A 14175-nucleotide genomic window follows, 5' to 3' on the forward strand; every position below is an offset into this window, starting at 1 on the left:
TCCGATAGCAGTACGCTTGTACCGCTTGCATTCTCGCGAGAGGAGCACCCCGCCACATGAGCAAGATCAAGGTCCAGGGCACGGTCGCCGAGCTCGACGGCGACGAGATGACCCGGATCATCTGGTCCTTCATCAAGGACAAGCTGATCCACCCCTACCTGGACATCGACCTCGACTACTACGACCTGGGCATCGAGCACCGGGACGCCACCGACGACCAGGTGACCGTGGACGCGGCCAACGCCATCGCCAAGCACGGGGTGGGCGTCAAGTGCGCCACCATCACCCCGGACGAGGCCCGCGTCGACGAGTTCGGCCTGAAGAAGATGTGGCGGAGCCCGAACGGGACCATCCGCAACATCCTCGGCGGCGTCATCTTCCGCGAGCCGATCGTCATCTCGAACATCCCGCGGTACGTCCCGACCTGGACGAAGCCGATCATCATCGGCAGGCACGCCCACGGTGACCAGTACAAGGCCAGCGACTTCAAGGTCCCCGGCCCGGGCACCGTGACCATCACCTACACCCCGGAAGACGGCTCCCAGCCGATCGAGATGGAGGTGGCGAAGTTCGGCGAGGACGGCGGCGTGGCCATGGCCATGTACAACTACCGCAAGTCCATCGAGGAGTTCGCGCACGCCTCGTTCCGGTACGGCCTGGACCGCGGCTTCCCGGTCTACATGTCCACCAAGAACACGATCCTGAAGTCCTACGACGGCATGTTCAAGGACGTGTTCGAGGAGATCTACGAGAACGAGTACAAGGCCCAGTTCGAGGCCAAGGGCCTGACCTACGAGCACCGGCTGATCGACGACATGGTCGCCACCGCCCTGAAGTGGGAGGGCGGCTACGTGTGGGCCTGCAAGAACTACGACGGTGACGTGCAGTCCGACACGGTCGCGCAGGGCTTCGGCTCGCTGGGTCTGATGACCTCGGTGCTCATGACCGCCAACGGCACGGTCGAGGCCGAGGCCGCGCACGGCACGGTCACCCGGCACTACCGCCAGCACCAGCAGGGCAAGCCGACCTCGACCAACCCGATCGCGTCGATCTTCGCCTGGACCCGCGGCCTGGCCGCGCGCGGCCGGATGGACTCCACCCCCGAGGTCATCGGGTTCGCCGATGACCTGGAGAAGGTCGTCATCGAGACCGTCGAGAGCGGCAAGATGACCAAGGACCTGGCGCTGCTGGTCGGCGGCGAGCAGGGCTTCCAGACCACCGAGGAGTTCCTCGCCAGCCTGGACGAGAACCTGCAGAAGAAGATGGCCGAGCGCTGACCTTCCGGCCCACCGCGAAGCGCCGCCCCCGCGAACGCGCGGGGAGCGGCGCTTCTGCGTTGGCGCGCAGTTCCGCGCCCCCGGCTCAGTGGGCTTCGCTGAGGGCCCCGGTCAACCTGCGGTGCAGCTCCTCGCTGTCCTGGTTGAGGCCGATGATCTCGACGGCCTTGCCCAGCGAGGCGTACTTGGACTTGACGGAGTCCAGCGCGGCCACCGTCGAGGCGTCCCAGATGTGCGCGTCGGTGAGGTCGATGTAGACGTGGCCGGGGTCGCCGGCGTAGTCGAAGCGGTCGACCAGCTCGTTGCTGGAGGCGAAGAACAGCGATCCGGTGACCGCGTAGACCACGTGCTCGCCGTCCGGGTCGGTCACCGAGGTGACCCCGACCGACTTCGCCACCCTGCGGGCGAAGATCAGGCTCGCCGCGATGATGCCGACCGGCACCCCGATGGCCAGGTTGTCGGTGGCCACCACCACGGTCACGGTCAGCGCCATCACGACGAGCTCCCCGGCGGGCAGCCGCTTGAGCGTCTCCGGCCGGACGCTGTTCCAGTCGAAGGTCCAGAAGGCGACCAGCACCATCACCGCGACCAGCGCGGCCATCGGGATCCGGGAGAACCACGGCCCCAGCGCGATGCACATCAGCATCAGGAACACGCCGGACAGGAAGGTCGACAGCCGCGAGCGCGCGCCCGAGACCCGCACGTTGATCATCGTCTGACCGATCATCGCGCAGCCGCCCATGCCGCCGAACACGCCGGTCACCACGTTGGCCACGCCCTGGCCGACCGACTCGCGGGTCTTGTTCGAGGGGGTGGCGGTGATGTCGTCGACCAGCTTGGCCGTCATCAGCGACTCCATCAGCCCGACCACGGCGAAGGCCAGCGCGTACGGGGCGACGAGCACCAGCGACGCCGGGCTCAGCGGCACCTCCGGGAGTCCCGGCGTGGGCAGCGAGGACGGCAGCGCGCCCCGGTCGCCCACGGTGGGCACCGAGATGCCCGCGGCGATGGTGAACGCGGTCAGCGCCACGATCGCCACCAGCGGCGCCGGGACGACCTTGCTGATCCTGGGGAACAGCACCATGATCAGCAGCCCGGCGGCGAACAGCGGGTAGACCTGCCAGGGCACGCCGACCAGGTCGGGGACCTGGCTGAGGAAGATGATGATGGCCAGCCCGTTGACGAAGCCGACCATCACGCTGTGCGGGATGAACCGCATCAGCCGCGCCACGCCGAGCGCGCCCAGCGCGATCTGGATCAGCCCGCCGAGGATGATCGCGGCGACCAGGTAGCCGAATCCGTGCTCCCTGGCCAGCGGCGCGACGACCAGCGCGACCGCCCCGGTCGCGCCGGAGATCATCGCGGGGCGCCCGCCGACGATCGAGGTCACCACCGCCATCGTGAACGAGGCGAACAGCCCGACGGCGGGGTCGAGCCCGGCGATGATCGCGAACGAGATCGCCGAGGGCACCAGTGCGAACGCGACTACGAGCCCGGCGAGGATCTCGGTGCGCGCGACCTTCGGCGACAGCCACGCCGGACGCGTGAGAGCTGGGAACTTCGGCACTTGCACCACCTGGACGTGCTCGGGCGCCGCCGGGCAGCACGGGACGACGCCGCGCGGCGCGATTTTCTGCGTGAGAGGAGTTCGGCGGCGAGCGCTGCCGCAAGACGGAGTCGACGACGGTAGCGGGGTGCCCGGCCGGGTTGGCGACCCGGGGGCGGTGTCGAAGGACGTCCCGGGAGATTAGATGACGCACCCGGCCCCGCGCCCGCCCCGGGCGGTGCGATTTAGACCACCCCGGGCGGACCCGCTCCGGTGCGGCTCCGCCGGGGGCCAACGCGCGATCCGCCCGCGGCATTTCCGTGCGCGGGGAGAAACGCGATGCGGATTTCGGCGACTACTGCACGCGCACGACCCTCGGGCGGGCGACCCACGGGGAGCTGAAGCAGCGGCCCGAGCGGGTGGCGCGGCTTCTCACCGGCGAACTGCTCCGGCTATAGCTGGGTACGACGTGCCTGACCTGGAGGTTCGCCGTGCTTCCCGTTCCACTTCCCAGACCGATGCTGCTCGCGGGTGCCGGCCTCATCGGGGCGGTCTACCTGATCGGCAACGACCAGGAGGGCAGCGGATCCGCCGCCCCGGACTGCTCGTTCGAGGTCACCGCGGACGTCCTCAACGTCCGCTCCGGCCCGAGCGAGAGCGCCACCCGCATCGGCGGTCTCGGCCACCGCGAGGAGGTCGAGGCCACGCCCAACGTGGTCGAGGGCTTCCGGGAGCTCGACCCGGGGAGCTGGGCCGCCGCGGAGTTCCTCGCCCCGGTTCCCGGGAGCGACTGCGCGCCGTAGGCCCCTTGCCGGTGGCCGCGAGCCCGTTCGCTAAACTGATCGCAGCAACGCGGGACGCCGCGAAGCGCGATTAGCTCAGCGGGAGAGCGCTACCTTGACACGGTAGAGGTCACTGGTTCGATCCCAGTATCGCGCACCAACTGTTTATGCAGGTCAGCGGCCTTGCTCCTCCACGGGGCGGGCCGTTTTCAGCTTGCAACCGGCGATGATGTGGTGATGCGACCTGCATCAGCCGTGGAGACGGCACGGAGCCGCGGGATCCGCGACAAAGCGCTGCGCCCGTCCAGCGGCGGAGTCGTCAGCCGGCCGAGCCGCCTCGATGCGACCTCCTGCGCAGAAGTGTCGCCCGCAGTGGTAACTCGCATACTCGTCGGATGGCTGTGCGATGGCGAGGGCGATTCCCCCTGCTGGGACGCATATACCTGCTCGTCGGGGTCCTGATCGTGGTGACCGCGATGATCGCCGGAGCGATGTTCGCTCTGCGAAATCGAGCTGTGGACTCGACGACGGACCTGGTCACCAAGGTCGTGCCGGCGCAGAACGCTATCGCTCATTTGAGCACGTCCTATTCCGAACAGGAGAACCGCGTGCGCGCGTTCCTGTTGACCGATGACCCCTTCTTCCTCGAGGCGTACGAGGCTGAACAGAACAACGCCGTCAAACTCCGGGAAACCATTCGTCGTCATCTGGCTAGCGACCCGGTTGTGCAGGAGCTGGAGCACCAGGTCGCTGCAATCGCGGCAGCCTGGAGGCGCGAGTCCGTCGAGCCGCTGATCGCACGCAGCGGCGAACCCGGCCCGACGACCCTGTCGGCCGCGGCGAGGCAGTCCGAAGAGCAGCGGGCCAACGCGCTGCGGAGCGCGTTGATCGAGCTGCGCACGCGAGTCGACGGGATCGCGGCCGCGAAAACGGCTCAAGCCGATGCGGCCCGCAACGTCGCGATCTGGCTCAACGGGAGCCTCGTCGTAGTAGGTCTCCTCTTCTGGGCAGCGGCGATCCTCCTGCTCCGCAACTCCCTCACACGCCCGTTGCGCACCCTCGTGTTTCAGGTCAACCACGTGTCGGAGGGCGATCTCGATCGCCCCGTGCAAGCAGCAGGTCCACCTGAATTGAGGACAGTCGCGCGCGCAGTGGAGGCGATGCGCGCGCGGATCCTGAGCGAAACCCGTCGCACAGCGCAGATGCAGGAGGAGCTGGCTCGTCACGAGAAGGACGAGCGCCACCGAGCTGAGCAGGATTTCGCGACTGTGGTCGATGCGCTCGGCGAGGGGGTCCTCGTGCTCAGTTCGTCGGGCGTGATCGAGTCGGCCAACCCCGCTGCCCACCACATCCTCGGTGTGACCGAGTCCGAGCTCGTCGGTTCTACACCCATGTCCTGGCGCCTGTTCGACCAAGAAGGGATGGCGCTGAGCGAGGAGACTCTCCGGCCCCCGTGGCCGGGAAATCTGGTGAACGCCGAGGTGGTCCGCTTTGAGGGTGCCGACGGCCGCAGCGTGTGGCTGGCGGTCACCACTCGCGCGTTGCACACCGCCGCAGGTGCTCCCTACAAGGTCGTCATGTCGTTCGCCGACATCACCGAGGCCCGGACCGCCCAGAACCGCTTGGAGCACGAGGCTACTCATGACCCGCTCACCGGTCTGGCCAACCGCACGCTGGTGCTCCGGCACCTCGAGCACGCCCGGCAGGGCCAGCAGTCGACGGCCGTGCTGTTCCTGGATCTGGACAACTTCAAGATCATCAACGACTCCCTCGGGCACGCGGTCGGCGACGAGGTGTTGCGCAATGCCGGGCAGCAGCTGGTGCGCGCAACACCCCCCGATGACCTGGTCGGCCGACTCGGCGGGGACGAGTTCGTGGTCCTCGCCCACGACGACATCGATGACGACAGCCTCGGCGAACGAAGCAAGATCCTGCTCGCCGCCCTGGCCGAACCGATCCGAGTGGACGGCAGGCAGCTCCACGTCAACGGCAGCATCGGGATGGTCGTCTCCGAACCCGGAGATGATCGAACCGGCCAGGACCTCCTGCGCGACGCCGATGTGGCCATGTACCAGGCGAAGGCGCGAGGTGGTGGATGCTCGGCGTACTTCGACGTGGACCTCCGCAAACGCGTGCAGCGGCACATGGATCTGGAGCAGGACCTCCGCCGCGCCGTGCACCAGGAACAGCTCTGGGTGGCCTACCAGCCCGTCGTCGATCTGGGCACCGGCAGCACGGTGGCGGTGGAGGGATTGCTGAGGTGGCGGCACCCGGCCCACGGGTCGATCCCACCCGGCGAATTCATCCCGGTGGCGGAGGAAAGCGACCTGATCAATTCCGTCAGCGCGCACATGTTGCGCACGGCGACCCGCCAAGTCGCCGCCGAACGCGAGCGGCACCAGCTCGACCTGGGGCTCAACGCGAACCTCTCGCCGCGCCAGCTCGACGATCCCGGCCTGCGCGCTCTCGTGCAGCGCGCCCTCGCGGATTCGGGCCTGCCCGGCCGGGCGCTGTGCCTCGAGATCACCGAGGAAGCGATCATGCAGGACCCGACGGCGGCAGCGCGGGTGCTCCACGCCTTGCGCGAGCTGGACGTGTCACTCGCAATCGACGACTTCGGCACCGGATATTCCTCGCTGGCTCAGCTGCGACGGCTCCCCCTGGACACTCTTAAGATCGACCGTTCGTTCATCACCGACCTGGGTGCGTCCGACGAACTCCGGATCATCGTCACCAGCGTCGTCACCATGGCCCACGGGATCGGGCTCGAGGTCGTGGCAGAAGGTGTCGAAACCGCTCAACAACTCGACTTCCTCGGAAGCATCGGCTGCGACCGCGTCCAGGGCTACTACCTGAGCAAACCCATCGCGATCGAGGAATTGATGGCATCTCCGCCGCGCTCCTGGACTCGCGGCGACCGACTGCGAGCGGACGATCCGTAGGTCCCGCGCTTCGGAACAACCGGTCGAGAGCCGGCCGATCGCCCTGTCCGCTGGGCGGGTCCCGCGCCGCCGCGGGACCGCAACGCGGTCGCTGGCTCGAAAACCCGCCGACGAGCCGTCGGCGGGTTTTCGTCGTTCTGGATCACGTCTCCGCTGCTGCGGTGGTGCAGCACGGCGCGTCCTCGGCCTCCGCGCCGAAGATCGCGGAGTCGGCCTTGACGACGTAGACCTCCCAGGCCTCCCGGCCGGGACCGTGCACCCAGACCTTGTCCTGGCGGGCGTAGCAGCAGGTGGTGTCCTGCTCGGTCTCGGTGAACAGGCCCAGCGCCGCGAGCCGCTCGGTGGCCGCGTCGACCTGCTCGGTGCTCTCGACCTCGACCCCGAGGTGGTCGATCGCGGTGTCCTGACCGGCCTCGCCCTCGATGAGCACGAGCTTGAGCGGTGGCTCGGCGACGGCGAAGTTGGCGTAACCGGGCCGCAGCTTGGCCGGCTCGACGCCGAGGAGCTTCGAGTAGAACGCGATGGAGCTCTCCAGGTCGCCGACCCGCAGGGCCAATTGCGCGCGTGACATCGCACACCCCCTGTTTAGATGGTTGTCGAATCAGTCGACCCCTGCAGCTTGCTCCTGTTTTCGACGGATGTCAATATAGAAGAATGTCGAATCAAGGGGATCGGGAAGCGGACCTGTGCTGCTCGCCCGTGATGCGCGAGCCGCTGAGCGCCGAGCGGGCGGGCGAGCTGGCCCGGGTGTTCAAGGCGATCGGTGAGCCCGTGCGGCTGCGCCTGCTGTCGTTGATCGCCTCGCACGCCGGCGGGGAGGCGTGCGTGTGCGACCTGACCGGGGCCTTCGAGCTGTCCGGGCCCACCATCTCGCACCACCTCAAGGTGCTGCGCGAGGCCGGGGTGATCGAGGGCGAGCGGCGCGGGACCTGGATCTACTACCGCGTGAAGCCCGAGACCCTGGGCGTGGTCTCCGACGCCCTGGCGCCGGCCGAGGGCGCGGTGGTGAGCGCATGAGCGAGCTGGCGGAAGCTCCGCGGACCGACGCCGTCGGGGCGAAGCTGTCCACCTTGGACCGCCTGCTGCCGGTGTGGATCGGCGCGGCGATGCTGCTCGGCCTGCTGGCCGGGCGCTGGATCCCGGGCCTGGGGCCGGCATTGGACTCGGTGCAGGTCGACGGGATCTCGCTGCCGATCGCGGTGGGCCTGCTGGTGATGATGTACCCGGTGCTGGCCAAGGTCCGCTACGACCGGCTGGACACCGTCACCGGCGACAAGCGGCTGATGGCCTCCTCGATCCTGCTGAACTGGGTGCTGGGCCCGGCGCTGATGTTCGCGCTGGCGTGGGTCTTCCTGCCCGACCTCCCGGAGTACCGCACCGGGCTGATCATCGTCGGCCTGGCGCGCTGCATCGCGATGGTCATCATCTGGAACGACCTGGCCTGCGGGGATCGCGAGGCGGCCGCGGTTCTGGTGGCGCTGAACTCGGTGTTCCAGGTGATCGCCTTCGCCGCGCTCGGCTGGTTCTACCTGTCGGTGCTGCCCGGGTGGCTAGGTCTGCCGGTCACGGGGCTGGAGGTCTCCGCGTGGGAGATCGCCAAGAACGTGCTGATCTTCCTCGGCATCCCGCTGCTGGCCGGTTACCTGACCCGCAGGTTGGGCGAGCGGGCCAAGGGGCGCGAGTGGTACGAGTCGCGCTTCCTGCCCCGCATCGGCCCGGTCGCGCTGTACGGCCTGCTGTTCACCATCGTGATCCTGTTCGCCCTGCAGGGCGAGGCGATCACCTCGAACCCGCTGGACGTCGCGCGCATCGCGCTGCCGCTGCTGGCCTACTTCGCGCTCATGTGGGCCGGTTCGTTCGCGCTGGGCAAGGCCATCGGGCTGAACTACGAGCGCTCGGCGACGCTGGCGTTCACCGCCGCGGGCAACAACTTCGAGCTCGCCATCGCGGTCGCGATCGCCACCTTCGGCGTCACCAGCGGCCAGGCCCTGGCCGGCGTCGTCGGCCCCCTGATCGAGGTGCCGGTGCTGGTCGCCCTGGTCTACGTGTCCCTGGCCGCCCGCCGCTGGTTCGCCCCGTCGGCGGCGTCGGCCGAGTCCCGCACCTGAAGCGGCGGCACCGCCGCGTTCCCGAGCAGTCGGTAGCTGGAGGAATCAACGTGCCCACCCCCGAAGTCCTGTTCGTCTGCGTGCACAACGCGGGCCGCTCCCAGATGGCCGCGGCGCTGCTGCAGCACCACGCCCGCGGCGCGGTCGCCGTCCACTCGGCCGGTTCGGCGCCCGCGGAGATGATCAACCCCGCCGTGGTCGAGGCGATGGCCGAACTCGGCCTGGACCTCTCCCGGGAAGCCCCGAAGAAGCTGAGCACCGAGGCCGTCGAGGCCTCCGACGTGGTGATCACCATGGGCTGCGGCGACGCCTGCCCGGTCTTCCCCGGCAAGCGCTACCTCGACTGGGAGCTCACCGATCCCGCGGGCAAGGGCGTCGAAGCGGTCCGCGAGATCCGCGACGACATCGACCGCAGGGTCCGCGAGCTGCTCGCCGAACTCGTCCCCACCAGCTGACCCCCCACCACCACCGAGAAGGGCCCCTCGCGCGAAAAACCGCGAGGGGCCCTCTCGCCAACAGAGCCCCCACCCTCCGGCTAGGCGGCGCAGCCCCGCTTCACCCGTTCGGGCAATCCTGCAAAAACCCTCGAATTCGACCCCCCGATTGGGAGGTGATTCCGCACCCGGATTGGGAGGTGATTCGGGGTGCGGATTGGGAGGTGATTCGGGGTGCGGATTGGGAGGTGATTCGGGGTTCGGGGGTGGAGGTCGGGGTTGGATCGGGGGTTTGGTGCATAGGTGGGCGGTCCGGCGGGTACGCGGCGAACGGGCCCGGAAAAGCACGCCGGAGCCCGAGCCCGGTCTTCGACGCCTAGGAGGGGATGGCCGTGACCGACAAGCCCGAGAACAAGGCCGAGGAGTTCAAGGGCAAGGCCAAGGAGAAGGTCGGTGAAGCCACCGGCAACGAGCAGTGGCAGGCCGAGGGCAAGGCCGAGCAGACGAGCGGCAAGCTCAAGCAGGCCGTCGACAAGGTCAAGGACGCCTTCACCGGCGACGACAAGAAGAGCTGACCGCACCGCGGCCGAGCTCCGCGGCGCTACCGCCACCGGCGTCCGCAGCTCCACCGCCGAAGCGCGGTGCGCTCGAGGGCGCGGAAGGAGACGAACTGCGATGGAAGCGGTTTGGGAGAGCTCGACGATGCGTTCGTTCGTCGAACAGGTGCAGTCCAAGACCGGCCTGTCCGCCGACGAGGCCTCGCGCGTGTCGCGGGCCGCGCTGACCACGCTGGCCGAGAGCGTCAGCGGAGGGCAGGTCGACGACCTGACGCAGGGGCTCCCGCCGGAACTGCAGCACGAGCTGTCCCAGCGCGGCGGGCAGGCCCGCGCGCTGGACAAGGCGGCGTTCCTCGACCGCGTCAGCGGTGAGATCGCCACCACGGATCTCGAGACGACCGAGCAGCAGGTGCGCGCGGTGCTGACCACGTTGCGCGACTGGGCTCCGGAAGGCGAGACCGGCGACACCGAGGCGCAGCTGCCCGGCTCGATCGCCGAGCTCTTCCGGTAGGAAGCCGCGATCGCCCGGTGCCGGGCGGAACCGCTCGTCGGTTCCGCCCGGCACCTCTCGTCAGCCGGCGCCCAGCAGGCGCAGGAACATCTCGGTGAGATCGGCGACCGCTCGGTCGCGGGCGCGGGGATCGTTGACCACGCGGGGCGCGAAGCTGGCGATCATGCCGCCCGCGGCGGTGGCCACGGCCTCGGGCGATGCCGCGGGGTTGGCCAGGCCGCGCCGCACCAGGCGCTCCACGTAGCGGGCGCTGCGCTCGCGGGGACGGTCGTGGATCTCCTCCCACAGCGCGTACATGTGCGGGTCGGTGATCGCCTGGTGCTCGAGAACCGTGATCAGCGCGAGGTTCTCGGCGTAGGCGTCCAGGCAGGCGGCGGTCGTGGCCGCGGCCACCGCGCGCGGGTCGTCGGCGTCCACTCCGGAGAGGTCCTGGCTGCGCACGAAGCGGTCGCGGACCTCGGCGGCGAGCACGGCGAAGACGTCCTCCTTGGACGCGAAGTAGACGTAGAACGTCGCGCGGCCGACCTCGGCGCGCTCGGTGATGCCGGCGATCGTGGTGCGCGCGTACCCCCGCTGCGCGAACTCGTCGCGCGCCGCTTCCAGCAGCCCGGCCCGGGTCGCGCTGTCGCTGCGGTCCAGCTTCTCCCTGGTCGCCCACCCCTTGGTCGCACCTGCCATGCGGGGCATTCTCGCACGGCGTTGACATTGACGTCAGCGTCAACCTAATGTCCCGGCCGTGGGCGGTGGTGTTGCGCCGGTCACGCGGGAGCTCTCGTCAGCGCTGACCAGGAGGTGGCCCGATGTCCAGCGTGCTGATCGCCAACCGGGGCGAGATCGCGGTCCGGATCCAGCGCGCGGCGGCCGGGCTGGGCCTGGGCACCGTCGCCGTGTACGCACCGGAGGACCGGGACGCCCCGCACGTGCGGCGCGCGGACGCGGCGCACGCGCTGGACGGGCAGGGCGCCGCGGCCTACCTGGACGCCGAGCGGATCGCCGCCATCGGGCGGCGCGCCGGGTGCTCGCTGGTGCATCCCGGCTACGGATTCCTCAGCGAGAACCCCGGATTCGCCGAGCTCTGCGGGAAGGAGGGCCTGGTCTTCGCGGGGCCGTCGCCGGAGCTGCTGGAGCTGTTCGGGGACAAGGTGCGCTCGCGCGAACTGGCTCGCCGGCACGGCGTTCCGGTGCCGCGCGCGACCTCGCGGGCGACCACGGTCGAGGAGGCGCGCGCGTTCTTCGCCGACCTGCCAGCGGGCAGCGGCGTCGTGGTCAAGGCGGTGTCCGGCGGGGGCGGGCGGGGCATCCGCGCGGTGTTCGAGGAATCGGAGCTGCCGGAGGCCTTCGAGCGCTGCCGGTCGGAGGCCGAGCGCGCGTTCGGCGACGGATCGGTCTACGTCGAGCAGCTGTTCCGCAGCGTCCGGCACGTCGAGGTGCAAGTGCTGGGCGACGGGCGGGGCGACCTGATCCACCTGTGGGACCGCGAGTGCACCATCCAGCGGCGCCACCAGAAGCTGATCGAGATCGCGCCCAGCCCGGGGGTGCCGCGGCAGGTTCGGCAGGACCTGATCGAGTCGGCGCTGACGCTGGCGCGCGCGACGGACTACGCGAGCCTGGGCACCTTCGAGTTCCTGGTGGAGGAATCCGGCGCGTTCCACTTCATCGAGGCCAACCCGCGCCTGCAGGTGGAGCACACGGTCACCGAGGAGGTCACCGGGATCGACCTGGTCGCCGCGCAGATCGAGGTCGCGCGGGGCGCGTCGCTGCCCGAGCTCGGGCTGTCCCAGCAGGACGTCCCCGAGCCCCGCGGGTTCGCCGTCCAGGCCAGGGTCAACGCCGAGTCGATCGGGGCCGACGGCTCGGCCAGGCCCGCGACCGGCACCGCGACGACGTTCGAACCGCCGTCCGGGCCGGGCGTCCGGGTGGACACCCACGGTCGCACCGGTTTCGCCGCGGACGGCCGGTTCGACTCGCTGCTCGCCAAGGTGATCGCGCACCGGCCGCGCGGCGAGTTCGCCTCGGCCGCGGCCCAGGCGGAGGCCGCGCTCGGCGAGTTCGCGATCGCCGGGGTCGACACGAACCTGCCCTTCCTGCGGGCGGTGCTCAACCACCCGGAGTTCCGCGCGGGCAAGTTCACCACCACCTTCGTCGAGGACCGCGCCGGTGAGCTGGTCCCGGACGAGGGCTCCGCGGGGTGCGAGGACTCGCTGCGCGCGCCCTTCGCCGGAACCGCGGTCTCGGTCGAGGTCGCCGCGGGCGACGAGGTGGCCGCCGGGCAGCAGCTGGTGGTGCTCGAGGCGATGAAGATGGAGCACGTGCTGACCGCGCCGGTGAGCGGATCGGTGTCCGAGATCCGGGTCGCGGAAGGGGAAACCGTCGCCGAGGACGAGGAGCTGATCCGGCTGTCGGCCGACGGCGGGACGGAAACGGCCGCGCCGCAGGAGGTTCCGGTGAACCTCGAGGAGATCCGGCCGGACCTGGCCGCGGTGCGCGAGCGGCACGAGATCGGCCTGGACGCGGCCCGGCCGCAGGCCGTCGAGCGGCGCCGCGGGGTCGGCCACCGCACCGCGCGGGAGAACGTCGAGGACCTCTGCGACGCGGGCACGTTCACCGAGTACGGTGCGCTGGCCATCGCCGCGCAGCGGCGGCGCCGCTCGCTGGAGGACCTGGTCGCGAACACGCCGGCCGACGGCATGGTCACCGGCATCGGCGAGGTCAACGGCGAGCTGTTCGGGGCCCGGCGCGGCCGGTGCGTCGTGATGTCCTACGACTACACGGTGCTCGCCGGGACCCAGGGGCTGCTCAACCACCGCAAGACCGACCGGATGCTGGAGCTGGCCGAGCGGCAGCGGATGCCGGTCGTGCTGTTCGCCGAGGGCGGCGGCGGTCGTCCGGGCGACACCGACACCACCTCGGCGTCCGGATTGGACGTCACGACGTTCGCGGCGATGGGGCGGCTCAGCGGGAAGGTTCCCACGATCGGCATCGCCGCGGGGCGCTGCTTCGCCGGGAACGCCGCGCTGCTCGGCTGCTGCGACGTCATCATCGCCACCCGCGACTCGACCATCGGGATGGCCGGACCGGCGATGATCGAGGGCGGTGGCCTCGGCTCGTTCCGCCCGGAGGAGGTCGGGCCGGTCACGACGCAGGCGCCCAACGGGGTCATCGACGTGCTGGTGGACGACGAGGCCGAGGCGGTGCGCGTCGCGCAGGCCTACCTCTCCTACTTCCAGGGCGACCGCGACGACTGGGACTGCGCCGATCAGCGGGTGCTGCGCCACGCGATCCCGGAGAACCGGGTGCGCGCCTACGACGTGCGCGAGGTGGTGCGCGGACTGGCCGACACCGGGTCGGTGCTCGAACTGCGGCGCGACTTCGGCGTCGGGGTCATCACCGCGCTGGTCCGGGTGGAGGGCAGGCCGATGGGGCTGGTCGCGAACAACCCGAAGCACCTCGGCGGCGCGATCGACAGCGAGGCGGCCGACAAGACGGCCCGCTTCCTGCAGCTGTGCGACGCGCACGGGCTCCCGGTGCTCTCGCTGTGCGACACGCCGGGGTTCATGGTCGGCCCGGAGGCCGAGAAGGACGCGGGCGTGCGGCATTTCAGCCGCCTGTTCGTCACCGGGGCGAACCTGGGCGTGCCGGTGTTCTGCGTGGTGCTGCGCAAGGGCTACGGGCTGGGCGCGCAGGCGATGGCAGGCGGCCACTTCCGCGCGCCGGTGGCGACGGCGGCCTGGCCGACGGGCGAAATCGGCGCCATGGGCCTGGAAGGCGCGGTGCGCCTCGGCTACCGCCGCGAGCTGGAGGCGATCGCCGATCCGGACCAGCGGCGGGCCCGCTTCGACGAACTGCTGGCCGAGGCCTACGACAAGGGCAAGGCGGTCAACGCCGCTGCCGTCTTCGAGCTGGACGACGTCATCGACCCGGCCGACACCCGGAGCTGGATCACCACGACCGCCACGACGAACGGCGACCGAACCACCCACCGCGGTTTCATCGACACCTGGTGACGCGCACGGCGAAA

General features: G+C 70.1%; 12 protein-coding genes and 1 tRNA gene. 10 read left to right on the forward strand and 3 right to left on the reverse strand.

Annotation, left to right across the window (positions count from 1 at the left end; all coding sequences use genetic code 11):
- The first annotated feature begins 56 nt into the window (after positions 1-56).
- Positions 57-1277, forward strand: coding sequence for an NADP-dependent isocitrate dehydrogenase (locus ACFQRI_RS10530; protein WP_380667128.1), 1221 nt, complete (start codon positions 57-59; stop codon positions 1275-1277).
- A gap of 85 nt (positions 1278-1362) precedes the next feature.
- Here the strand turns inward: ACFQRI_RS10530 and ACFQRI_RS10535 are convergent, their stop codons facing one another.
- A complete protein-coding gene (locus tag ACFQRI_RS10535) occupies positions 1363-2844 on the reverse strand; it encodes a SulP family inorganic anion transporter (RefSeq protein ID WP_380667130.1) in 1482 nt (493 codons plus the stop codon).
- Positions 2845-3341: 497 nt separating this feature from the next.
- Between ACFQRI_RS10535 and ACFQRI_RS10540 the strand changes: the two genes are divergently transcribed.
- The 3 genes from ACFQRI_RS10540 to ACFQRI_RS10550 all read left to right on the forward strand — a co-directional run bounded on the left by ACFQRI_RS10540 (position 3342) and on the right by ACFQRI_RS10550 (position 6547).
- The gene (locus ACFQRI_RS10540) at positions 3342-3626 is read left to right on the forward strand and encodes an SH3 domain-containing protein (protein ID WP_380667132.1); all 285 of its coding nucleotides are present in this window, start codon (positions 3342-3344) and stop codon (positions 3624-3626) included.
- 64 nt (positions 3627-3690) lie between these two features.
- A tRNA-Val gene (locus ACFQRI_RS10545) sits at positions 3691-3765 on the forward strand.
- A gap of 316 nt (positions 3766-4081) precedes the next feature.
- On the forward strand, positions 4082-6547 hold the full coding sequence (locus ACFQRI_RS10550; protein WP_380667324.1) for an EAL domain-containing protein: 2466 nt from the start codon (positions 4082-4084) through the stop codon (positions 6545-6547).
- A 142-nt stretch (positions 6548-6689) separates the two neighbouring features.
- On the opposite strand, the gene ACFQRI_RS10555 is transcribed toward ACFQRI_RS10550, so the two are convergent.
- On the reverse strand, positions 6690-7118 hold the full coding sequence (locus ACFQRI_RS10555; protein ID WP_380667134.1) for an ArsI/CadI family heavy metal resistance metalloenzyme: 429 nt from the start codon (positions 7116-7118) through the stop codon (positions 6690-6692).
- Between the two features lie 83 nt (positions 7119-7201).
- Here ACFQRI_RS10555 and ACFQRI_RS10560 point away from each other — a divergent pair, with 83 nt between their 5' ends.
- The 5 genes from ACFQRI_RS10560 (at position 7202) to ACFQRI_RS10580 (ending at position 10157) form a co-directional block, all read left to right on the forward strand.
- On the forward strand, positions 7202-7564 hold the full coding sequence (locus ACFQRI_RS10560; RefSeq protein WP_380667136.1) for an ArsR/SmtB family transcription factor: 363 nt from the start codon (positions 7202-7204) through the stop codon (positions 7562-7564).
- Positions 7561-8655, forward strand: coding sequence for an ACR3 family arsenite efflux transporter (gene arsB / locus ACFQRI_RS10565; RefSeq protein ID WP_380667138.1), 1095 nt, complete (start codon positions 7561-7563; stop codon positions 8653-8655). Before ACFQRI_RS10560 ends, arsB begins: the two co-directional genes overlap by 4 nt.
- 104 nt (positions 8656-8759) lie before the next feature.
- Positions 8760-9110: an arsenate reductase/protein-tyrosine-phosphatase family protein gene (locus ACFQRI_RS10570; RefSeq protein WP_380667326.1), complete on the forward strand. Its 351-nt coding sequence runs from the start codon at positions 8760-8762 to the stop codon at positions 9108-9110.
- Positions 9111-9481: 371 nt separating this feature from the next.
- On the forward strand, positions 9482-9664 hold the full coding sequence (locus tag ACFQRI_RS10575) for a CsbD family protein (RefSeq protein WP_465269718.1): 183 nt from the start codon (positions 9482-9484) through the stop codon (positions 9662-9664).
- 100 nt (positions 9665-9764) lie between these two features.
- Entirely contained in the window at positions 9765-10157 is a 393-nt protein-coding gene (locus ACFQRI_RS10580) for a DUF2267 domain-containing protein (protein WP_380667142.1), read from the forward strand.
- A gap of 60 nt (positions 10158-10217) precedes the next feature.
- On the opposite strand, the gene ACFQRI_RS10585 is transcribed toward ACFQRI_RS10580, so the two are convergent.
- A complete protein-coding gene (locus ACFQRI_RS10585) occupies positions 10218-10835 on the reverse strand; it encodes a TetR/AcrR family transcriptional regulator (RefSeq protein WP_380667144.1) in 618 nt (205 codons plus the stop codon).
- Positions 10836-10957: 122 nt separating this feature from the next.
- Here ACFQRI_RS10585 and ACFQRI_RS10590 point away from each other — a divergent pair, with 122 nt between their 5' ends.
- Positions 10958-14161 carry a carboxyl transferase domain-containing protein gene (locus tag ACFQRI_RS10590; RefSeq protein ID WP_380667146.1) on the forward strand — a complete coding sequence of 1068 codons (3204 nt, stop codon included), beginning with the start codon at positions 10958-10960 and terminating at the stop codon, positions 14159-14161.
- The last annotated feature ends 14 nt before the right edge of the window (positions 14162-14175 follow it).

The sequence above is a fragment of the Saccharopolyspora griseoalba genome, from assembly GCF_042665275.1.
Lineage (GTDB): Bacteria > Actinomycetota > Actinomycetes > Mycobacteriales > Pseudonocardiaceae > Saccharopolyspora > Saccharopolyspora griseoalba.